Origin of the sequence: Schaalia dentiphila ATCC 17982 (genome assembly GCF_000154225.1) — a bacterium.
Lineage (GTDB): Bacteria > Actinomycetota > Actinomycetes > Actinomycetales > Actinomycetaceae > Pauljensenia > Pauljensenia dentiphila.
Genome location: NZ_DS264586.1, coordinates 895,051 through 915,755 on the forward strand (window position 1 = coordinate 895,051; position 20,705 = coordinate 915,755).

The 20,705-nt window shown below is 66.8% G+C and carries 19 protein-coding genes; 5 read left to right on the top strand and 14 right to left on the bottom strand.

All coding sequences use genetic code 11. The features are described from left to right. Positions 1-806: 806 nt before the first annotated feature. From pknB to nrdF, 8 genes are all read right to left on the bottom strand, one after another. On the bottom strand, positions 807-2,834 hold the full coding sequence (gene pknB / locus ACTODO_RS03810; protein WP_003791618.1) for a Stk1 family PASTA domain-containing Ser/Thr kinase: 2,028 nt from the start codon (positions 2,832-2,834) through the stop codon (positions 807-809). Further along, the gene (locus ACTODO_RS03815) at positions 2,807-4,933 is read right to left on the bottom strand and encodes a serine/threonine-protein kinase (RefSeq protein WP_003791619.1); all 2,127 of its coding nucleotides are present in this window, start codon (positions 4,931-4,933) and stop codon (positions 2,807-2,809) included. Before ACTODO_RS03815 ends, pknB begins: the two co-directional genes overlap by 28 nt. A gap of 11 nt (positions 4,934-4,944) precedes the next feature. After that, entirely contained in the window at positions 4,945-6,396 is a 1,452-nt protein-coding gene (locus tag ACTODO_RS03820) for a peptidoglycan D,D-transpeptidase FtsI family protein (protein ID WP_003791621.1), read from the bottom strand. Positions 6,397-6,399: 3 nt separating this feature from the next. Further along, positions 6,400-7,779, bottom strand: a complete 1,380-nt coding sequence (locus ACTODO_RS03825) for an FtsW/RodA/SpoVE family cell cycle protein (RefSeq protein WP_003791623.1) — start codon at positions 7,777-7,779, stop codon at positions 6,400-6,402. Continuing rightward, on the bottom strand, positions 7,779-9,077 hold the full coding sequence (locus ACTODO_RS03830; RefSeq protein WP_003791626.1) for a PP2C family protein-serine/threonine phosphatase: 1,299 nt from the start codon (positions 9,075-9,077) through the stop codon (positions 7,779-7,781). Before ACTODO_RS03830 ends, ACTODO_RS03825 begins: the two co-directional genes overlap by 1 nt. 1 nt (position 9,078) lies before the next feature. Continuing rightward, the gene (locus tag ACTODO_RS03835) at positions 9,079-9,582 is read right to left on the bottom strand and encodes an FHA domain-containing protein FhaB/FipA (protein ID WP_003791628.1); all 504 of its coding nucleotides are present in this window, start codon (positions 9,580-9,582) and stop codon (positions 9,079-9,081) included. Between the two features lie 4 nt (positions 9,583-9,586). Beyond that, on the bottom strand, positions 9,587-10,288 hold the full coding sequence (locus ACTODO_RS03840; protein ID WP_003791630.1) for an FHA domain-containing protein: 702 nt from the start codon (positions 10,286-10,288) through the stop codon (positions 9,587-9,589). A gap of 417 nt (positions 10,289-10,705) precedes the next feature. After that, the gene (gene nrdF, locus ACTODO_RS03845; RefSeq protein ID WP_003796962.1) at positions 10,706-11,668 is read right to left on the bottom strand and encodes a class 1b ribonucleoside-diphosphate reductase subunit beta; all 963 of its coding nucleotides are present in this window, start codon (positions 11,666-11,668) and stop codon (positions 10,706-10,708) included. 341 nt (positions 11,669-12,009) lie between these two features. Between nrdF and ACTODO_RS03850 the strand changes: the two genes are divergently transcribed. Both ACTODO_RS03850 and ACTODO_RS03855 read left to right on the top strand, forming a co-directional pair. Continuing rightward, positions 12,010-12,378, top strand: coding sequence for an ABC transporter permease (locus ACTODO_RS03850; protein ID WP_244262512.1), 369 nt, complete (start codon positions 12,010-12,012; stop codon positions 12,376-12,378). Positions 12,379-12,563: 185 nt separating this feature from the next. After that, positions 12,564-13,139 carry a hypothetical protein gene (locus tag ACTODO_RS03855; protein ID WP_003791637.1) on the top strand — a complete coding sequence of 192 codons (576 nt, stop codon included), beginning with the start codon at positions 12,564-12,566 and terminating at the stop codon, positions 13,137-13,139. An 82-nt stretch (positions 13,140-13,221) separates the two neighbouring features. Here ACTODO_RS03855 and ACTODO_RS03860 read toward each other — a convergent pair whose 3' ends face one another. Next, a complete protein-coding gene (locus ACTODO_RS03860; RefSeq protein ID WP_034512002.1) occupies positions 13,222-13,740 on the bottom strand; it encodes a hypothetical protein in 519 nt (172 codons plus the stop codon). A 30-nt stretch (positions 13,741-13,770) separates the two neighbouring features. Continuing rightward, entirely contained in the window at positions 13,771-15,081 is a 1,311-nt protein-coding gene (locus tag ACTODO_RS03865) for an alpha/beta fold hydrolase (RefSeq protein ID WP_003791641.1), read from the bottom strand. Between the two features lie 239 nt (positions 15,082-15,320). On the opposite strand from ACTODO_RS03865, the gene ACTODO_RS03870 reads away from it, so the two are divergent. Beyond that, positions 15,321-15,914 (top strand): hypothetical protein, encoded by a 594-nt coding sequence (locus ACTODO_RS03870; protein ID WP_244262513.1) that lies wholly within the window; start codon positions 15,321-15,323, stop codon positions 15,912-15,914. A 5-nt stretch (positions 15,915-15,919) separates the two neighbouring features. Then, positions 15,920-16,453: an OmpA family protein gene (locus ACTODO_RS03875; protein ID WP_003791645.1), complete on the top strand. Its 534-nt coding sequence runs from the start codon at positions 15,920-15,922 to the stop codon at positions 16,451-16,453. 115 nt (positions 16,454-16,568) lie between these two features. Here ACTODO_RS03875 and ACTODO_RS03880 read toward each other — a convergent pair whose 3' ends face one another. The 4 genes from ACTODO_RS03880 to ACTODO_RS03895 form a co-directional block, all read right to left on the bottom strand. Next, positions 16,569-17,492 (bottom strand): sensor histidine kinase, encoded by a 924-nt coding sequence (locus tag ACTODO_RS03880; RefSeq protein WP_034512006.1) that lies wholly within the window; start codon positions 17,490-17,492, stop codon positions 16,569-16,571. Beyond that, a complete protein-coding gene (locus ACTODO_RS03885) occupies positions 17,489-18,232 on the bottom strand; it encodes a response regulator transcription factor (protein WP_003791649.1) in 744 nt (247 codons plus the stop codon). Before ACTODO_RS03885 ends, ACTODO_RS03880 begins: the two co-directional genes overlap by 4 nt. A gap of 168 nt (positions 18,233-18,400) precedes the next feature. Further along, on the bottom strand, positions 18,401-18,724 hold the full coding sequence (locus ACTODO_RS03890) for a branched-chain amino acid transporter permease (RefSeq protein WP_003791651.1): 324 nt from the start codon (positions 18,722-18,724) through the stop codon (positions 18,401-18,403). After that, positions 18,721-19,479, bottom strand: a complete 759-nt coding sequence (locus tag ACTODO_RS03895; RefSeq protein ID WP_003791653.1) for an AzlC family ABC transporter permease — start codon at positions 19,477-19,479, stop codon at positions 18,721-18,723. Before ACTODO_RS03895 ends, ACTODO_RS03890 begins: the two co-directional genes overlap by 4 nt. Before the next feature lie 256 nt (positions 19,480-19,735). On the opposite strand from ACTODO_RS03895, the gene ACTODO_RS03900 reads away from it, so the two are divergent. Continuing rightward, entirely contained in the window at positions 19,736-20,638 is a 903-nt protein-coding gene (locus ACTODO_RS03900; protein WP_003791655.1) for a cysteine ABC transporter substrate-binding protein, read from the top strand. Positions 20,639-20,705: the final 67 nt, after the last annotated feature.

A 20,705-nucleotide genomic window follows, 5' to 3' on the forward strand; every position in this document is an offset into this window, starting at 1 on the left:
TGATGCACGTTCTGGATAGGAAGTCGTGTTCTGGATAGGAATGGCTCTTCTGGATAGGTTACTTTCCTATCCAGAACGCCGTAACCTATCCAGATTGTCGTTTCCTATCCAGTTCTCAGGGCGCCGTAGCCCAGTCTCCTGATATTCGCTTCTTCAAGTGGGCGGCAGTGGGGGTTTTGCGCCATCTCGAGCCCTGGGAGTGCGCGTCGCCGGCGTGTCGGAGCGCCATATGGCGTCATTCCCCCCGTTTGATGCGAGTTTCTTATAGCGTGGCCGCGAGAGTCCTTGTTAGATAGTGGTGTAATGCTCCCTCACAGGTGTAGTGCGTTGTGAATGCAAACGGGTGTGTCAGCTATGGTGCCGCAGGTGTGCTTGTGGGCGCATGCGTGCGGATAGGTTGCGAGCATCCGGATAGGTTATGCGCATGCGGATAGCTTATTAACCTATCCGCATGCCGATAACCTATCCACATCGTCATAACCTATCCGCGTAGAGGACCGGCTTTCTGGCGCGTTTGATTGTGAGCCCGCGTCGCAGCACAGCACCTGCCAACAGAGCTGGTTATCTGGCGGCCGTGCGTTGTGGAGGAAACGGTTCCACCGTGAAGAGGCGGGCGCACCGGTCCCTGGTATCCGTGCGTTGTCGAGGCCGCCCGCGCACTCCCGCGCGAACGCCCGCGCCCCCGCGCATACGCTGAGGCCCGCGCCGGAGGATTTCTCCTCGCAGGCGCGGGCCTCACTGATCAACGGGACGGTCGTGACACGGCGTCACCCCGACGCGATACAATCGGTACGCGGGTCAGGTGCTCACTTTGGCGTGTTGGTGTTGCCGTTGTTATTGCCGCCGTTGTTTCCTTTCTGGCTGCCCTTCGATACCTTCAGCTTCACGGTCGAATTCTTCTCCACCTTCGAACCCTCGCCGGGCTCGACGGAGAGGACCTGGCCGGCGGGCTGGTTGCCTGCGACCTCTTCGATGGTGACGGTCAGGCCCAGGGCCTTGAGCTGCGCCTCGGCGTCCTCACGGCCCATGCCCACGACGGTGGGAATCTCCACCTGCGCGGCCTTGCCGCTCGAGATGGACACGCCAATGGCGGTGCCCTTCTTGACCTTCGTGCCGGTCGCGGGATCCTGCTCGACGATGCGGTCCTTCTCCTTCTCGGAGTCAACGCTCGTCACGTTGCCCAACTCCAGGCCGACGCCCTTGAGCGTGCTGCGCGCCTGATCCTGGGTCATGCCCGACAGGTCGGGCACGTCCACCTGATCCGAGCCGGAGGACAGGTAGGCGCGGATCGTCTGGCCGGCCTTCACCTTGGAGCCGGGGGAGGGGTTGGTCTGCGCGACCTTGCCCTCGGGAACTGTGTCGGAGGCGACCTTGCTGGAGTCGAGCTCCCACTTCAGGCCAAGGGCCTCGATCGCCTTACGGGCGTCGTCGGGGCTCATGCCAACCAGGTTGTCCGGCAGAGTCACCGAATCGGGGCCGGAGGAGATGGTGACGCGAACGGTCGCGCCCTTCTCGGCCTGCGTGCCCGCAGCGGGGTCGGTGGAGGCCACGGAGCCCTCAGCGACGGTGTCGGAGGCGACCTTGTCGGGGTTGAGCTCCCACGTGAAGCCAGCCTGCTCGATCTGGGTCTTCGCTTCGGCCTGGGTCAGGCCGACGACGTTGGGAACCGCGATCGACTTGGGCTCGGCGGCGCCGTGTGTGAGGGCCCACACCGAGCCGCCAATCAGCAGCAGGGCGATGAGCAACACGGTCGCGATGATCGCCGTGCGGCGCTTGCGGGCCTTGGCTGCCGCGTTCGCAGTGTCATCGGTGGCAACAGCGGGCAGCGACGTGGAGGTCGCGGCCATCGCCGCGGCGGGCGCGTGGCTGGGGACCGCGGCCATCGGCGTGGTCGCGGCGGTGCGTGCGGACGCCATGCCGGCGGCGGGCAGGACCTCGGTCGCCCACGAGTCAGTGGGCGGCGCGCCCACGTCGAGGCCTCGGGCCACGCGCTGCAGGTCCGCGAGCATTGCTGCGGCGCTCGGGTAGCGGTCCTCGCGGTTCTTCGCCAGGGACTTCAGCACCACGCGGTCGAGCGAGTCCGGGATGTCGGACAGTATCGACGAGGGCGTGGGCGGGATCTGCTCGACGTGCTGGTAGGCGACGGCGACGGCCGAGTCACCCTTGAAGGGTGGGCGGCCCGTCAGCAGCTCGAAGAGGACGACGCCGGTCGAGTACAGGTCAGAGCGAGCATCAACGGTCTCGCCGCGAGCCTGCTCGGGGGAAAGGTACTGGGCGGTGCCGACGACGGCGTTCGTCTGTGTCATCGTGGCCTGCGAGTCCGTCAGGGCGCGCGCGATGCCAAAGTCCATGACCTTGACCTTGCCGTCCGACGTCAGCATGATGTTGCCGGGCTTGATGTCGCGGTGCACCAGGTGGTTCGCGTGCGAGTACTGGAGGGCAGACAGGACGCCCGACACGATCTCGATTGCCTCGTTGATCGGAACGGCCGTGCCGTCGGAGATCAGGTCCTTGACCGTGTGCCCCTCGACGTACTCCATGACGATGTAGGGCACCGCGATCGAGCGGCCGGTCGCATCCTCGATGATCTCCTCGCCCGTGTCGTACACGGCGACGATGTTCGGGTGATTCAGCGACGCCGCCGACTGCGCTTCGCGGCGGAAGCGCGCCTGGAAAATCGAGTCCTGCGCCAGATCGCGGCGCAGCATCTTGATTGCTACGACGCGCGACAGGCGAGTGTCGAAGCCCAGGTGGACTTCGGCCATTCCGCCTCGCCCGATGAGCGAGCGGACCTCGTATCGGCCAGCTAGACGGTGGGCCATGGGCTCTGCCATGTCCTAACCTCCTCGATAATGTGTGCTCCCGCACTTGGTTGTATCAGGGAGCCAAGCATGTGTTTGATCGTAATAGCTGCAAGCGCGATGAGCGCAATCACGATGATTGTGACGATGACCGCGCGAATAATCTGCCTGGATGCTGGGACGGGTGGTGCGACGACGCTGCGCGAGTACGCGGTCTTGGCCGCCGGACGGATACGTTGCGCGCTGCGAGCGTCGAGCTCGTGCCAGCGCGGCCCGCGCTTCGCCTTCTCGGGCTGCTGCTCGTAGACCGAGCGTCGCTGGTGCTTTGAGGGCGCGGCTGCGCGAGGCTGGGGAACGGTCCCGTACACGCGCGGCGACGAGGCCGTGGCCGCCTTGTCGCGGCGAGGCGACTCGGAGCGGGCGGGCTGAGGAATGCGCGGGGTTGCCTGGCGCTTGGCTTCTTCGGCCTCGCGGCGTTCGCGGGCTTCACGGCGTTCGCGGGCTTCTTGAAGCTCGCGCTGGCGCCGTTCTTCCTCGCGGGCGACGGCTGCGCGGCGCTGGTCCTCGGCTGCGTCTTCGGCCTGGCGGGCCGCCTCGCGTTGGCGCAGTCGCTCGGCGAGGGCGGCGCGTCGATCCTGCGGCTCGGACGGCAGTGGGGTCTTCGGTGCGGCGGTGTGCGCGGGTGCTGCGCCGGCCGGAGGGGCCGGGATAGGCGCGGAACGCTGCGCGGACGCCGAGGCCTGGGGGCGCTGGGCGGTCCCGCTGCTGGGCTGCGGGACCTGCTCGGAGCGGGCGGGAGCTGCATGTCTTGGGATGGAACCCGTGGTCGTGCGGGCGGTGGCGGCCTGCGCGGGCACAGGAGCAGCGGGGGCCGGGACGGCTGCGTGGCGACCGGTCGAGGTCAGCGACCGGACGGCACCTGACACCGCGGGCGGCTGCTCGCCGGTTGTCTCGGGGTGCAGGCGACGAACCCGGGTAGGAGCGGACGCGGGGCGAGAGACCGGGGGAACCTCGGCCTCGTCGAGGATACGCGGGACGGCGGCGTGGTGACCCGTGATCGGGATCGGGGCCGAGGAGGGGGCGATCGTCGTCGCTTCGTCGAGGATGGGCAGCTTGGCGTGGCGGCCCGTCGTCGCACGCACCTTCGGAGTGAGTCCCGAGGGGGGCTGCAGCATCTCGTCGGGCAGCGTGCGGCGTGTCAGGTGACGCACGGGCGCGACGATCGGCACCGACGGCTGGACGGGCGTGCGCACCTCTTCGGGGCGCTGCGCGGCCTTCGGCAGGGGCAGTGGGCGAGGGGTTACGGACACGCCCATCGCTTTGGCGGCGCTCGCGATTTCGCGCACGGCTGCGGACCCGGACTCGGGGCGCTTCGCGGGGTCCTTCTCCAGCAGGTGCAAGATGACGTCGGCCAGGGGCTCGGGCACGAAGTCCGGCAGCGGCGGAACGGGATCGTTGACGTGCGCGAAGGCGATGTCCACCTGGGTCTCGCCGGTGAACGGGCGTCGACCGGCTGCGGCCTCGTAGGCGATGACACCCAGGGCGTAGAGGTCACCGATGGGGGTGGCGACCTCGCCCATGGCCTGCTCGGGCGGCAGGTACTGGGCGGTGCCCATGACCATGCCCGCGGCGGTCAGGTTGACCTGGCCGTTCGCACGAGAGATGCCGAAGTCTGTCAGCTTCACCATGCCATCAGGGCGAACAATGATGTTCGCGGGCTTGATGTCGCGGTGTACGACGCCCGCGCGCGCGGCAGCGCCCAGCGCCATCGCGACCTGCACGAGGATCGGCAAGAGGTACTCGGGCTCAATGCGGGAGCCGCCGCGCAGGTAATCCGTCAGCGGATGGCCGTCGACGAGCTCCATGATGATCCAGCCGATGCCGTCTTCCTCGCCCGAATCCTGAGTGTTGGCGATATTCGGGTGCGAGATCGACATCGAGTTACGGGCCTCGAGGCGCAGGCGCGAGAGCGAGAGCTCCTCGCCCGTCAGCTCGGGGCGCAGGACCTTCGCGGCGACGATGTGGCCGCTGACGCGGTCGCGGGCTTTCCACACCTCGCCCATGCCGCCCTGGGCGATCGGGGTGAGGAGCGTGTAGCGCCCTCCGAGCACTCGCCCGGCACCGGAAGTCATGCGTGGCGTACTCACTGCAGCCCCGCTTCCAGGAGGGCGCGGGCGATCGGGCCGGCCACGTCTCCGCCGTGGGGCGTGGGATCGTTGTCATCGCCCTCGACAAGGACGGCGAAAGCGATGCGTGGGCTGTCCGCCGGGGCAAAACCGACGGCCCAGGCGTTCGCGCGGTCGCCGTTGCCGGTCTCGGCAGTGCCGGTCTTCGCGGCCACCGCAATGTTCGGCAGCGCCATCGTCGTGCCGGTGCCGTAGGGCTGGGAGACCACGGATTCCATCATTGCGCGCAGCTTCGAGGCCGTCTCCGACGAGATTGGTTTACCGGCGTCGGTCGGGCTGTTCGTGCGCACGACCTGGTTGTCGGCGTCCACGATCGAGTCGATGAGGTAGGGGGTCATCATCTGGCCGTCGTTCGCGATGGCCTGGACGACCTGCGCCATCTGCAGAGGCGTCGTCTGAACCGTGTACTGGCCGATCGAGCTCATCGCGAGCTGCGCGGCGTCCGCGTCGGCGGGGAACACGGAGGGCGTTACCGTCAGCGGAATCTGAGACTCACGGCCAAAGCCGAAGCGGTTCGTCACGTCGAGGAGCTGCTGGTTCGTCAGCTGCTCGGAAGCCAGCACGAAGGTCGTGTTGCATGAGCGCGCGAAGGCCTCGGTCAGCGTCGGTTGGCCGTCGCCGCAGGTGGAGGACTCGATGTTGGAGACCTCGGTCGCCGTGCCCGGCAGGGTCGTCGACACGGGCGAGGGCATGTGCATATCCGGGTCGGCGAGGCCGTTTTCGATGAGGGCGATCGTCGTGAGGATCTTGAACGTCGAGCCGGGGGCGTAGCGCTCGGAGATCGCGCGGTTGAGCAGGGGATTGTTTGGGTCCGAGGAGAGTGCGGAGAACGCGTCGGACACCGCGTTGGCGTCGGAGGAAGCCAGCTGGTTCGGGTCGAAGGTCGGCGACGAGTACATCGCCAGGACCGCGCCGGTACGCGCATCGAGGGCCACGACGGCACCCTTTCGGTTACCGAGGGCCTCGGCCGCAGCCTTCTGCATCTGAGAGTTCAGGGTGAGGGAGACGCCGCCGCCCTGACGATTCTGGCCCGTCAGGAGGTTGCGTAGGCGCTGTCCGAGGAGGGTCTGGGACTGGCCGTCCAGGACGTCCTCCTCGGCGGCCTCAATGCCCGTCGACGCGTTGCCCACCGACGAGAAGTAGCCCGTGACCGGCGCGTATAGCGGCCCCTCGGAGTAGGTGCGCACGTAGCGCTTCGAGTCTTCCTCGCGCTGCGAGGAAGCGACCGCCGTCTTGTCGACGATGATTGGGCCGCGGTCGGTTTCGGCCGCGTGCAGGATCGTGCGCTGGTTGCGAGCGTCGGCGTTGAGTGAGGACGCGGAAATGAACTGCGTGTTCGTGACGCCCACGCCCAGCAGGGCGAACATCAGGAGAACGATGATGAAGATCTTGCGGATCTGGTTATTCACGGCTCACTCACCCACTCCCACGGCAGGCTGGATACCGGAGTTCCACGGCGCGGGGGTCGAGGCCGGGCGGCGAGCAGCGTCCGACACGCGGATCAGCAGCGCGACGGTGATCCAGGAGGACACCATCGACGAGCCGCCCGCGGCCAGGAACGGGGCCGTCAGGCCGGTCAGTGGAATGATGCGCGTGATGCCGCCGAGCACCACGAACAGCTGAATGGCCAGCGAGAAGCTCAGGCCGGTCGCCAGGAGCTTGCCGAAGCCGTCGCGCACAGTCAGCGCCGCGCGCAGGCCTCGCTGGATGAGGATCAGGTACAGGACCAGGATGGCGGCCATGCCGGTCAGACCCAGTTCCTCCGCGAAGGAGGACAGGATGAAGTCGGAGTTCGCCAGCGGCACGAGCTGCGGGTAGCCGCGACCCCAACCGGTGCCCATGAGGCCGCCCGAGGCCTGGCCGAACAAACCCTGAACGAGCTGGTACGAACCTCGTTCGTACACCTCGGGATCCAGGGCGTTGAGCCAGATGTTGAAGCGCGTCTGCACGTGGCTGAAAGACTTCACCGCGATCGCGACTGCCGGCACGAAGAGCGTGAAACCGATGACCAGCCACGACACGCGGTTCGTTGCCACGTACAGCATCGCGACGAACAGGCCGAAGAAGAGGAGCGAGGTACCCAGGTCGCGCTGCAGGACGAGGATCGCGATGCCGATCAGCCACACGACCATGATCGGGCCGAGGTCGCGGGCGCGCGGCAGGCGCATGCCCAGGAACTTGCGGCCGCCGATCGCCAGGTTGTCGCGGTTCGTCACGAGGTATCCGGCGAAGAAGATCGCCAGCGTGATCTTCACGAGCTCACCGGGCTGGACGGAGATGGGACCCAGGTGGATCCAGACGCGCGCACCGAAGGTCTCCTGGCCCAGGCCGGGAATCATCGGCAGGAGCAGGAGGAACAGCGACAGCGCGCCGAAGGTGTAGGTGTAGCGGCGCAGCATGCGGTGGTCGCGCAGCATGATCAAGATGATGGCCGCGATAACGATCGCGATGCCCACGAAGAGCGCTTGGCGGAAGCCCACCACGGCCTCGTCCCTGCGTGCGTACGACAGGTCGAGGCGGTAGATCATCGCCAGTCCCAGGCCCGTCAGCGCGACGGCGACCGGCAGAATCACCGGGTCAGCGTAGGGGGCCAGGAAGTGCACACCGACCTCGGCAATGATGGCGATCGCGACGAGCACGCCGACCTGCGTGAGAAGGTTCGCGGGGATCTCCCCCGTGTAGTTCAGCGAGGTCAGCACGTAGCCGGTGATGCCGACGGCCAGAGCCAGGACCATGAGGGTCAGCTCCAGGAATCGGCGAGGCCGGGCGGGCGCGATCGATACGGTAGCCATTAGGAGGCGCCCCCGCTCTGTGCCCCGGACTGGGCCTCACCGGACTGCGGCGCGCCCGACTGGGGCGTCGTCGACGAGGGGGTGTCGGGATGGACGACCGAGCGGCGCAGGCCCTCGATGTAGGAGTCGATATCGGCGCGCGAGGAGCGTAGCACCGGGGTGTCGAGGCGCTGGCGGTCCACGGGCGCGAGGTCGGACAGCGCGACGTTGGAGACCTCCACGGCGTGGGAGAGCTGCCACGGGCCGATCGACTGGGGGATGCCCTGGTAGATGACGACGTAGCCGTCCTGGCCGATCGCGTAGTACTGGGTCTGCGTCCACTTCCACGACATCCACGACGCGGCGACCACGAGGACCGTCACGAGTGAGACGAACACGGGGGTCCACCACGAGGAGCGGGGCTTGAGCTCGGCGGGGGCCTCGGCCTCGTCGCTGGGGGTGCCCGAAGCCGAGGAGCCCAGGGCAGCAGCGCGCGCGGCCGCTCCGTCTCCGCCGCGCGACTTGGCGTTGCGGTCGATGGCCGCGGCACCCACGATCTGCGGGGGAGCGGGCGGGAACGTGCCGGCGGGGACAATGTCCGCGATCACGCACGTGATGTTGTCGGGGCCGCCGCCCAGGAGGGCTAGGCGGATGAGCTCTTCGGCACACTCGCCCGGATCCTTGAAATCGGCCATAACCTGGCCGATTGTCTCGGGGGAGACGACGCCGGACAGGCCGTCGGAGCACAGCATCCAGCGGTCGCCGACGACGGCCTCGCGGATCGTCTCGTCGGGGGCCACGTCGGCCTGCGCGTCGCCGAGGATCTTCAGGACGACGTTGCGGTTGGGGTGGTGCTCGGCTTCCTCGGGAGTGATCTGGCCGGTGTCGACCAGGTACTGCACGAAGGAGTGGTCGGTCGTGACCTGCGTGAGCGTGTCGCCGCGCAGCACGTAGGCGCGAGAGTCGCCGATGTGGACCATCGCGAGGCGGTTGCCGGAGCGCATGATTGCGATGCAGGTGGTGCCCAGGCCCTCGAGGTCGCGGTCGCGGCTCGAGCGGTCGGTGAGCTCCTCGTGCGCGTCGAGGAGGGCCTCGCGCAGGAGGGGGAGCATCGAGTCTGCCGGGTGCGAGTCCGTGTCGAGGGGGACGAGGTGCGCGAGTGCCACCGAGGAGGCGATGTCCCCGCCTGCGGGACCGCCCATGCCGTCGGCGAGGACCAGCAGGTTCGCGCCGGCGTAGCCGGAGTCCTGATTGTTGGAACGTACGAGGCCCACGTCGGAGCGGGCAGCGTAGTGGAATTGAACCGCGTTTCCTGACATATCAACCCACCAATTCGAGAGTCGTCTGGCCGATGCGGATGACGTCACCGATCTTGAGCTGGCGCGGGGTGTTGAGGCGCTCGTCGTCGATGAAGGTGCCGTTACGGCTGGAGAGGTCTTCGATCCACCAGCCGTCGGACTGGGGGGTGAGTGCCGCGTGGCGGCTGGACGCGTACTCGTCTTCGAGCACGAGGGTGCACGCGGGGGAGCGGCCGATGACGATGGGGGCCTCGCCGAGGGGCAGCATGGTGCCGACGAGTGGACCGCCGGTCACCAGGAGATCCTTGGGAGCCAGGGGGTTCGTGGAGGTGCGCTTCCTGTTGTCCTTGCGCTTCTCACGGGAGGCTTTGCGGCGTGAGGTGGCCTTGTCGCGTCCCTTGCCGCGCGGGGTCACGACGGTGCCGAAGATGTCGCGTCGCAGCATGTTGACGGCCGCGAGCACGAGGAGCCAGAGCAGCACCAGGAACCCGATGCGGAAAACGGTAAATGCGAGGTCTGTGGTCACTTCATTAAACTCCGCTCTGGTCTGGGTGCGTCCAGAAGAGGATCTTGGTGCGTCCGATGACGATCTGGTTGCCGTCAAGCAGGGTCGCTGCGTCGATGCGGTGGCCCTCAACGAAGGAGCCGTTGGTGGAGCCCAGATCAGTCGCGATCACGCCGGTGGGAGTGATGCGCAGTTCGAGGTGGCGGCGTGAGACGCCCGAGTCGTTGACAACAATGTCGGCTTCGGAGCCGCGTCCGATGACGGTGACGGGCTCGGTGAGGAGCCACTTTTCGCCGTCGACGTCGATGATCGGGTGCTCGGGGGACGCGGACGAGGCCGTGGCGGGGGCTGCGGGTCCCCGGCGGTTTTCAGCGTCGACCTTCAGGGTGCCGCTGGGCTCGGAGGCGTCGGCGATGAACTCGATCGTGACGGGGCCGAGGAGGGAGTAGCTGTTCGCTGCGGCGTGTTCGGTGGCCTGCTGGGCGAACTCGTCGGCGAGGACGTCGAGGGACGCCTCGAGGGAGGTGAGGTCGGTGCGCGAGGCGTAGACCGAGAAGTGGTTTGCGGCAATGATGCGCGAGGCGGAGACTTCCTGGACGGATTCGTCCATGGCGCGGCGGATCGCCGTGGTGATGTCCACGGGCTTGATCCCCGACCGGAACACGCGCGAGAAGGCGCCGTTGACGCCTCTCTCGACGGCGCTCTCGAAGCGGTCGAAGATACTCATAGTCGTGCTCTCCTCATTCCCCCGCGCTGTGCGCGCGACGTACGGTGTGGGTGGAAGCGAGGCCGCTCCCAGTCACAGTCTAGCCGCCGCGCGAAGCGGTGTGGCCCCATCTGCCGGGATGTTCCCGATGAGCAAAGGCCTGCGTGCTCGCATCGAAGGTCCGTCATGGCAGGGAATACCTTGCCATGATGCGCCTGTGACATTTGGTGCACATGTTACACGTGTGACGATAGTCGTGTCCGAGCAAACAGAGTGTGGACAGGGCGTGTCGCATTTCTGTTGCTGGTGACGGCGTAGGAGCCGTTGAAAACGATGTGGGTGTGCCCGCCATCTGGCGGGCGCACCCACGTACGTCTTGAGCTGAGGGAGGTGGTCAGGCGGCGTGGTTTGCGCGCCCCGGCCCCGGCCTCGTGAAACTCAGAAGTCCCAGTCCTCGTCCTCGGTGTCCACGACCTCGCCCATCACGTAGGACGAGCCGGAACCCGAGAAGAAGTCGTGGTTCTCGTCCGCGTTGGGGCTCAGGGCCGCCAGGATCGCGGGGTTCACGTCGGTCGCGTCGGCCGGGAACAGGGCCTCGTAACCCAGGTTCATGAGCGCCTTGTTCGCGTTGTAACGCAGGAACTTCTTGACGTCCTCGGTCAGGCCGAGCGGATCGTACAGGTCCTCCGTGTACTGCTCCTCGTTCTCGTAGAGCTCGTACAGTAGCGAGTACGTGTAGTCGCGCAGGTCGTCCTGGCGCTCCTGGCTCGACTCATTCACGGCCAACTGGTACTTGTAGCCGATGTAGTAGCCGTGGACGGCCTCGTCGCGGATGATGAGGCGGATCAGGTCGGCCGTGTTGGTGAGCTTGGCGTGCGAGCTCCAGTACATGGGCGCGTAGAAGCCCGAGTAGAACAGGAAGGACTCGAGCATCGTCGAGGCGACCTTGCGCTTCTCCGGATCGTTGCCGTCGTAGTAGGACTTGACGATCTCGGCCTTCTTCTGCAGGGCCTCGTTCTCGTTCGACCAGCGGAAGGACTCGTTGATTTCCTCCGTGGACAGCAGGGTGGAGAAGATTGACGAGTAGGACTTGGCGTGCACCGACTCCATGAACGCGATGTTCGTGTAGACGGCCTCCTCGTGCGGGGTGCGCGCGTCCGGGATTAGCGACACCGCGCCGACCGTGCCCTGGAGCGTGTCCAGCAGGGTCAGGCCCGTGAACACGCGGTTCGTCATGAGCTGCTCATCCTTAGTGAGGGTCTTCCAGCTCGGCAGGTCGTTGGAGAGCGGAATCTTCTCAGGCAGCCAGAAGTTGCCCGTCAGGCGATCCCAGACCTCAAGGTCCTTGTCGTCTTGGATCTTGTTCCAGTTGATGGCCTCGAACACGGGCTCGGTCGCCATGGGGGCTCCTCTATGTGCGGTGTCGGACGGACGAGGCCGGGGCGGCCTCGCGTATAGGGTCCAGGATAGTGGGTGCGAGGCCCGCGACGAGGCTGGTGACCCGTGTTTCGTGGACGAGGTCACCTCGGTGAAGGCGGGGGCGGTATCGTGTTCGCCGTGACGGCGCCCACCTTCGCCGACGTTGACGAGGCCCTCGCCCTCCACGACTACCGCGCGGCCCTGTCCATCCTCGATTCCCTTGAGGTTGTGGGTGAAGATGCCTGTTACCGTCGTGACGTCCAGGCCGTGGCCTGCGCTGACCGCCTCGGCCGGCATGCGCCTGCACCCCCAATCCCGCGAGATTGCCCGCGAGCTGCCCCTGTGCCTCGGCGACCTGGGACGCCGTCGAGATGGAGCCGGCCGTCACCGAGGCCTACGGGCGGATGCTCAAGCGCGTGACCTTCGCCCTCGACAAAGCCTGGATTTTCGCCATTTTCGCGGGCTTCGGCTGCGGAATCGGCTACGTCGCGACCTTGCGAATCATGATGGATGAGCTCGAGCTCCTCTTCTTCCTCCTGTACGCCGTCATGTCGCTTAGCGGCTACCTCATGACGTTCGCGCAGATCGCGCTCTTCAATCGCGTCCTCCCGCGAGGCGTGCGCCTGACCTTCAGGATCCTGCGCAAGTGCTTCCCGGACCGGGGAGCTCCGTCATGGACTTCATACGCATGATCGTGCTGGCGGGGCTCATCCTCTTCGGGCTGATGGCGCTCACCCGCTGATCCCTGTCGCCGCGCAGTTTCAGTGCTTATGGCGAAAAATGCTCATATCCTGACCAGTCAAAAAGTGTCCAACTGGGCAGCTTGTAGTTGCTTTGTAAGGCGCGAAAAGTTAACGGACAACGCTATTGTGAGGGTGTGACCTATCAGCCGTTGCAATTCGATGCCGCGCCCCGGCCCTACCGCCTGGGGAATGACCAGCTGCGCCGCTACAACCGCGTGCGCGCCGGCCAGCGAACGCAGGGCCGCGTCAACATTGCCATCGACGTCGTCACCATCCTCCTGATCGTCTCCGTCAGCGCCATCGGCGCCATCGTCGAACTTTCCTCCATGCCCGACACGATCCTCGAAAAGCTCGCCGGCCTCGCCCTGAGCCTCATTCTCGGAGGAGGACTCATCCTCCTTGCGCTCCTCGCCGCACTCATCATCGCGGCCCGTCGCTGGCACCGCGAATGGGACGGCAACGAAGACCTCGTCATCTTCTCCGAGTCCCACGCAGCCCTGCACGCCGCCCGGCAAGACGGCGCCATCATGACCGCCTGCGCGCGCATGCAGCTCGCCTGGTTCATCGGATTCCTCGCCGTCGGCTCCATCGCCGTCGCCACCGAATCCGCGCTCCTCGCCGCCCTCGCCTCCCTGCCCCTCGCCATGGGGCTCCTCAACTCCTGGCGATCCTGCCAAGCCCTGCGCCGCATCACCGGACGCACCCTCTGACACGCGTCGGGCCCGCACGCCCACGCGCACGGACCCGATCACTGCGCCCCGGCCTCGTCGGCGCGGGACGATAGACGAAACGTCAGCCCTTCGAAAGCTTTTCTCGCACGGCTCCCGCGCCGAACGTCAGCGCGGTCAGGCCCGCTTCCAGAGCGCCCAGGGCCAGCCCCTGCCTCGTGTGGGCAAAACGAGCGCCCTGCGCACGGCGACCCTCACCGCGGCGGAACAGCCAACGCTCCACGCCGACCGTGATCATCGCCGACCCCAGCGCCGCGCCCGCGAGAACCGCCAGCTCCGCCGGATCCGCCTCAGTGATGCCCTCGAGCGGATCCTCACCCGCGACGGGGGACGACTTCGAGCAATCCACGTCCTCGTCATCGTAGGGCGGAAGTTCCGAGGGCTCCGGCAGCTGCGCCACCATCGACCAGCCGAGTACCCCCAGCAGACCCGCCTTCACGAGGCCGCGCAACGGGCGTGAGCGCACGTAATCGGGCAGGGCGTACCACGCGACGGTCGCACCCACGCCCGCCGCGAACCCCGCGACCCGAGTCGGGTCTACCGAGCCAGCGCACGGACAAGAACAGCTAGATGAGGTGGCCATGGCCAGTCCTTTCAATCGGGAGCGCGCGGATCAATCCGCGAGCAGGTCAAGCAGGTGAGAGACGACCTTTCCGCCCGAATAGGCGGATCCGTCGTGTTGGTACTCATTCGTGATGTAGTGGCGAGCGCCGATCAGCTCACCCGTCTCCACGGACAGCTCGCGCGGCACGAACATGTCGTCGTAATACACGGCCGCAGCCACCGGTACCGTGTTCTCGGCCAGCACATCCGGCAGGTACACGGGCGCCGCCTCCGTCGTCGACGCGAGGATCTCCGCGACGCCTTTCAACGGCGCCAAGCCCGGATCCTCATCGAACACGCGGCGCATGAAGTGCTCGCCCGTCAGGTAGAAGGGCTCGCTCTCATCCAGGGGGTTCGCGTCCTTCGCGAAGCCCGGTATCTCCTCGGCCAGGCGATCCGCCGCCCAGCCCGTCGCCGTGCCCACCAGGTCCGGCGTTGCGCACGCGTAGATGTACTCCTGGAACACGGCGTAAATCGGGGCCACGTCCACCTGCGAGCCGATTGCCGCCAGGAACTGCGACGAGAGCCTGCGCTGGCCACGAACCGACGTCCAGGGGCCCTCGAGCAGGTAGTGCAGCTGATCCGTGTTGCCTTGCCCGCCCAACATCATGCCGATCATGCGCAGACGCGCAGGGGAGAGGCGCTCGCCCGTCGGCAGCGTCTCTTCTGTGTCCGCCAGGTGCGCGCACAGCTCGCGCACCGTCCGCTCATCGCCCGGGTGGCGCTGGAAGTACGCGCGGTTGCGGGCCGCCGTGCGCTCATACGTCAGGCGGTAGATGTCGTCCACATGGACGAGGCCGGGCAGACCTCCCGTGATCAGGCTGGCCTTCAGGCCCTGGGGAGCCAGCGACAGGTACGAGGTCGTGATGAAGCCGCCGAACGACTGGCCGAGCGTTGTCCACGGGTCATCCCCGCACAGCTCGCGACGCAACGTCTCCGCGTCGTACACGATCTGATCCTGGCGGAAGTGGCGCAGGTACGCAGCCTTCTCCTCTTCCGTGTCCAAGCGGGAGAGCGCCTGGGCGTCCATGCGGGTCGACTGGCCCGTGCCTCGCTGATCGAGGAGCACCACGCGGTAATCCTGCAGGAGACGATTCATCCACCCGCCGGTAAACGTGCCGAAACGCGGACTCGGGTAGCCCGGTCCCCCCTGGAGGAACACCGCGTAGGGCGCGTCCTCGCGGCCCTTGCGCACGACCTCGCGCGCGAAAACCTGAATCGTCGGGTTGTCCTCGCCAGTGGGGCGCAGGTGATCAAGGGGAACGTCCAGGCGGTGTTCGTAAACGGTGTGACCGTGGTGCAGGTACGACTCTGTGTGCATGTGCACAATCCTATCGTGTTCGCGTCGCCGAGGAGGGCGCCCCGTCTGGCTGCGGGGTTTCCGACATGAAACTCCGCGCTCTTTCCGGTGTGTGAAACGGTGTCGCAAGACTGCGACACGGCTGCGATCATATGGCTAAACAGCGCAGTTAGAGTTCATACATCGGCGCACCGAGCGCCGGGATACCTACGACTGAACAACACCGGAGGATGATCGACATGAAGGCACAGAGGAGTGGCATGACACGTAGGGCGCTCGCGGCCCTGACCGCGCTCCCCCTGGCGATCGCCATGAGCGGCTGCCAACTCGGCATCAGCAAGCAGGACGAAGGCGGCGGATCCAGTCCGGCCCCGGCCGCGTCCCAATCGAATGGCGCCGGGGGATCTCAGACGACTTCTTCGCCCCAGGTGACGGGCAGCGCCAAGCCCGCCGCGTCCGGGGTCCAAGGCACCTGGGAGGGAGCGATCAACGATAAGAACTTCCGCGTGGACGTGAATTCCGTGGTCGTCAAGAACGGTGTCACGACGCTGACCTTCACCGTCACGAACACCGGTTCCACGGGGATCCTGATGTGGTACGTCTCATTCGGGGGCAACAACCTGCTGTCCGACGATGTGAAGCTCGCTGACCCGCAAAACAGCCTCGTCTACTCGCCCGGAAAGGCGGCAGACAAGTCCTGCATGTGCAGCGAACTCGATGCCTCCTCGCTCGAACCCGGCGAGTCTCGGACCGTCTTCACGACGTTCAAGGAGCTGCCCGACGGGGTGGGTGCTGTCACCGTGACGATACCGAACGTCGCCCCCTTCGAGGGCATCCCGGTGACCAGGGAGTGAGCGCCATGATCACGATGAGGAGGCGCGCGGTAGCAGCCGCTGCCCTCGCGCTCGTGGCCGCCGTGGGCGCGAGCCCCGCCCTGGCGGCGGACAAGGTGGAGTGGCCAGTGGCGACGATCGAGTTCCCCGAACCCGTCAAGATCATCTTCTCCGTCTCCACGATCGACGGTGCGGTCGCCACGGCGGAACAGCCCGATGCCACGGTCACTACGCTGTCGGGGGATGTCAACTTCGAGGTCGACTCTGATCAGCTCACGGCGCGTGCCAAGGAGGTCCTCGACTCCCTGGCATCTGAGTGGACCAAGGCTAAGCCCTCGACGGTCTCCGTCATGGGCCACACCGACTCAGTAGCCGATGACGCCCACAACCTCGATCTGTCCAAGCGTCGGGCAAAGGCCGTGGGCGACTACCTCAAAGGAAAGGTCCCCGGCCTGTCGATTACGACCGATGGGAAGGGGGAAGCCGAGCCCATCGGCGACAACGAGACGGACGAGGGGCGCGCCCAGAACCGGCGCGTCGAGATCCGCGCGCAGAAGTGACACCCACGCTCGGTGACCGGTGTCTCGTGCATCCACCGCGCTGCGAGGCTCGGCCCCAACTCTGACAGCTTGCACCCGGCCCCCACCAGCACGCCGCTGGCGGGGGCCGAGGCGTTCACCTCGGGGGCTGGGGAATCTTCTGCGCCGTAGGAGAGATCTCGTCGGGCAGTGGGAGGGTGAGGACGACGCTGGTACCCACTCCCTCGCGCGAGGTGAGGCGCACGTGGCCGCCGTGTCGCTCAATGACGAGGCGGACGAGCGGCAGGCCCAGCCCCGATCCTGAGCGCCCAGCCGCGTTCGACCCGCGCGCCAGCTCCGACCACACGATCTCGCGTTCCGCCTCGGGAATCCCGATTCCCGTGTCAGCGACCTCAATGCTCACGCCGGTCTCCGACTGGCTGCCGCGTACCTCGATGCTGTCGCCTTCACCCGAGTACTTCACGGCGTTAAACACGACGTTCTGAATCGCGGAATACAGTAGATCGGCGTCCCCGACGACGCGCGGCAGCGGCCACGGGGCGGTTGGGAACACCAGGGTGAAGCTGCGCGCTTCGCCCACGCTGGAGCGTGCAGCCTCCACGGCGTCGCGTGCCGCCTCCTCCAGATCCACGAGCTCGCGCTCCATGGGTGCCGACGACAGATCGGCCAGTTTGCGCAGATCCGTCACGAGCACGCCCATACGCCTGGCCTGGGCCGCCACGAGGGCCGAGGCCTCGTCCTCGCCCGGAGCCGTGGCCGCGAGGATCGCCGTCAGGGGATTCTTCAGCTCGTGGTCGAGGCGGGCCAGAAACTGCCGGTGCTCGAGATCGCGGCGCGCCTGAGCCTGCGCCGCACCCGCGAGGCGCGCCTTCGACACGGCTAACGAGATGAGCAGGAACGCCACCGCAACGGCGGATACGAGAATGCCGAGTGCGGCCACGGCAGCGGGCAAGGAAACGAAGGCGCGCACCCCGAGCCTCGAGCCGAAGAACCACCACACGAGGGCGCACACGCAGGAGATGACCGCGGGAGCCAGGCACAGCATCATTCGGCGCCTCATTGCCCCACCCTCCCAATGAAGCGGTACCCCACGGAGGGAACGGTTTCGATGAACACCGGGTCCGAGGGATCCTCCCCGAGGGCCGCGCGGATCTCACGGATGCGATGGTCGACCGCTCGCGTGGAGGAAGCAAAGTCGATTCCCCACAGCACCGACAGGAGTCGCTCGCGGGTGTGGAGCTCCCCGGGGTGGGTCATCAGATAGTCGAGGAGCCCCATCGCCTTGGGTGTCAGCTCAAGTTCCCTGTCGGCCAGGAAAGCGCGCCGAGCGAGGCGGTCAAGCACCAACTCGCCACTCGTGACGCGCTCGGACGCCGACAGGGGGCGCGTGGAGCGCATCGAACGGCGCAGCACCGCGCGTATACGGGAGACCAGCTCCTGGGGGTCGAAGGGCTTCGACAGGTAGTCGTCGGCTCCCTCATCCAGCGCGGCTGAACGCTCGAAGGAGGTGTCGATCTGGGTCAGCAAAATGACGGGGGTCCACGTGCCACCCGCACGTATGCGGCGCACCATCTCGCGCCCGTCCATGTGGGGCATCATGATGTCGGAGACGACAATGTCTGGGTTGAGCCTGCCGTGGGCTGCCAGCCCCTCCGCCCCGTCCCTGGCCGTGTGGACCGTGAAACCCGAGCGGCGTAGGAAGGGCGCGAGCCCGTCGATGATGGCCGCCTCGTCGTCGACCAGCAGGACGGAGGCCCCCGCGGGGGCGGGCGGGGGAGGGGCCCCGGTGCTCGTCGTCACGGATCTTCTCCTCGGTGTCCGGCTCCGATCATGGGCGCCGACAAGATCGGGCGCTCTCAGCCAGGGTATGCGACCCGCCGGGTGGTTGTCCACGGGCCCGGCGGAGTCGACATTCCGACGACGTCTCCCGTGCGGGTGGGGTATCCCCCTCGTCGCCTGGGAGCCTCGCTACCAGTTCAACAGCGCGACGTAGCACACCGTTCCGATGCCGACGCTCCACAGGAGCTTGCGACCAAAGAGCAGGTGCACAGCGACGGTGACGCCCGTCGCCACCAGGGCCGCCCACCAGTTGCCCGTAGCCTGCGCCCCCTGGGCGAGTGTCGAGAGCACGAGGATCATCATGATGCCCGGCGGCATCCACACCGCCATGTCCGACACGTAACGCGAATCGCGCAGGGGCTCCAGAATCTTGAAAGGTAGAGCGCGCAGCGTCAAGTCGATGATGAAGGTGATCGCAAGGATCGCCAGCAGGTAGCCCAGCGTCGGTGTCACCGCGCGCCTCCTTCGGCCACCTCGTCTGCGGAGTGCCAGATGCCCCGGCGATGAAGAAAGTGGCGGACTGTCAGGCTCGCGACGAACAGCAGGAGTGCCGCCATGAGGTGCTGCCCGGGTGCCACCACCATCGCCACCGCGAAGGATGCGCCGGCCAGGAGGACCGACGGCGCCTCGTGCCTGGTGCGCGCCGCGTCCAGCGTCAACGTGATGAACAGAGCCGTCAGCGCGAAGTCTAGGCCCTCGATCTGCGTGGGAATGAGCGATCCGGCGAGGACGCCGACCACGCCCGACACTAACCACGTCAGGTGGAAGAGTACCTGCATCGCCAGGAGTCGAGGCTTCGTCCACCCGTTGGGGCGGGCGGCGGTGAGCGCGTAGGCCTCGTCCACCAGGGCGTACATCGAGAAGAGGCGGGCGAAACGCCCCTCGATGACGTGCAGTGGGAACGAGAACGCGAAAAACAGGAGGCGGAAATTCACCAGCAGCATCGTCACCGCGATGACGGCTAAAGGCGTATTCTGCGAGGCCAGGGTGACGACGAGGAGCTCGGCCGAGCCCGAGTAGGCGGCCAGGGAGAGCGCTGGCGCCATCCACCACGGCAGCCCCAGCTGGACGACCAGCAGGCCGTAGGCCAGGCCCAGTGGGATGTAACCCGCGGCGACGGGTGCCGTGATGCGTAGACCGTCGAGGATCTCGAGGCGGGTAGGGCTAGCCGGCACGGGGACATTCACGGTGCGCGGTAGCTTGGGCATGGGAGCAATTTTTACGCGCCGCTACGGCCTCGCGCGCGCTGGCGGGGCCATGCGTGACGACTTGCACGTTTTAGTGGGTCGAAGGTCCCGGTGTGGAAACCTGCGGGGGGGGGGGGGGGGGATAGCCCTCGCCTGTCACATAGTTTCAAAACGGGAAACAGCCCTCGCGCAATAGACCGTCCGGTGGAAATATCGTTCCTGTCGCCGAGGAACATCCCCTCGGCGCATCCATTGACAACGCAGATCAGGAGCCCTCATGAGCGCCACTCACGCACGCAAGAAGCCATTCCTTCGACTCGCCACGGCCGCCGTCGCCATGGTCGCAGCCCTCGGCATGGCCGCATGCTCCGGTGGCGCGTCCACTTCCTCGTCCTCCTCGTCGAGTGCGCAGGTCGGCGACCGCAGCCCCGAGCAGATCAAGGAAGCTGGCGAGATCGTCATCGGCATCTTCTCCGACAAGGCCCCCTTCGGCTACATCGACGCCGACGGCAAGCCCGCCGGATACGACGTCGTCTACGGCGACCGCATCGCCGCCGACCTGGGCGTCACCGCCAAGTATGTCCCCGTCGACGCCGCCGCCCGCACCGAGGTCCTCGCCTCCAACAAGGTCGACATCACCCTCGCGAACTTCACCGTCACACCCGAGCGCGCCGAGAAGGTTGACTTCGCGAACCCCTACTTCAAGGTCTCCCTCGGCGTCGTCTCGCCCACCTCGGCTGAAATCACCGACGTGAGCCAGCTGGCCGGCAAGACCCTCATCGTCACCAAGGGCACGACCGCCGAAGCCTACTTCGAGGCCAACCACCCCGAGGTTAAGCTCCAGAAGTACGACCAGTACTCCGACGCCTACCAGGCCCTCGAGGACGGCCGAGGTGACGCCTTCTCCACCGACAACACCGAGGTCATCGCATGGGCGATCCAGCACCCCGGCTTCAGCGTCGGCATCAAGAGCCTGGGCGAGACCAGCTACATCGCGGCCGCCGTCAAGAAGGGCAACACCGCCCTACTCGACTGGCTGAACAACCAGCTCGTTGAGCTCGGCCAGGAGAACTTCTTCCACAAGGACTACGAGCAGACCCTCGCCCCCGTCTACGGTGACGCCGCGACCCCCGACGACCTCGTCGTCGAAGGCGGCGTGGACACCACCTCCACCAACTGACAGGAACGAGGCCGTGGCCCCCGCCGGGGACAGCGCCCACCGCGGGTAAACGCCCCGGCCGGCCACG

Coding starts and splice junctions, on each gene's coding strand:
- ACTODO_RS03825 (WP_003791623.1), bottom strand. CDS start 7,779: ATGGCTACCGTATCGATCGCGCCCGCCCGGCCTCGCCGATTCCTGGAG.
- ACTODO_RS03865 (WP_003791641.1), bottom strand. CDS start 15,081: ATGCACACAGAGTCGTACCTGCACCACGGTCACACCGTTTACGAACAC.
- ACTODO_RS03895 (WP_003791653.1), bottom strand. CDS start 19,479: ATGCCCAAGCTACCGCGCACCGTGAATGTCCCCGTGCCGGCTAGCCCT.
- ACTODO_RS03860 (WP_034512002.1), bottom strand. CDS start 13,740: ATGGCCACCTCATCTAGCTGTTCTTGTCCGTGCGCTGGCTCGGTAGAC.
- nrdF (WP_003796962.1), bottom strand. CDS start 11,668: ATGGCGACCGAGCCCGTGTTCGAGGCCATCAACTGGAACAAGATCCAA.
- ACTODO_RS03815 (WP_003791619.1), bottom strand. CDS start 4,933: ATGACTTCCGGTGCCGGGCGAGTGCTCGGAGGGCGCTACACGCTCCTC.
- ACTODO_RS03830 (WP_003791626.1), bottom strand. CDS start 9,077: ATGTCAGGAAACGCGGTTCAATTCCACTACGCTGCCCGCTCCGACGTG.
- ACTODO_RS03900 (WP_003791655.1), top strand. CDS start 19,736: ATGAGCGCCACTCACGCACGCAAGAAGCCATTCCTTCGACTCGCCACG.
- ACTODO_RS03875 (WP_003791645.1), top strand. CDS start 15,920: ATGATCACGATGAGGAGGCGCGCGGTAGCAGCCGCTGCCCTCGCGCTC.
- ACTODO_RS03870 (WP_244262513.1), top strand. CDS start 15,321: ATGACACGTAGGGCGCTCGCGGCCCTGACCGCGCTCCCCCTGGCGATC.
- pknB (WP_003791618.1), bottom strand. CDS start 2,834: ATGGCAGAGCCCATGGCCCACCGTCTAGCTGGCCGATACGAGGTCCGC.
- ACTODO_RS03840 (WP_003791630.1), bottom strand. CDS start 10,288: ATGAGTATCTTCGACCGCTTCGAGAGCGCCGTCGAGAGAGGCGTCAAC.
- ACTODO_RS03880 (WP_034512006.1), bottom strand. CDS start 17,492: ATGAGGCGCCGAATGATGCTGTGCCTGGCTCCCGCGGTCATCTCCTGC.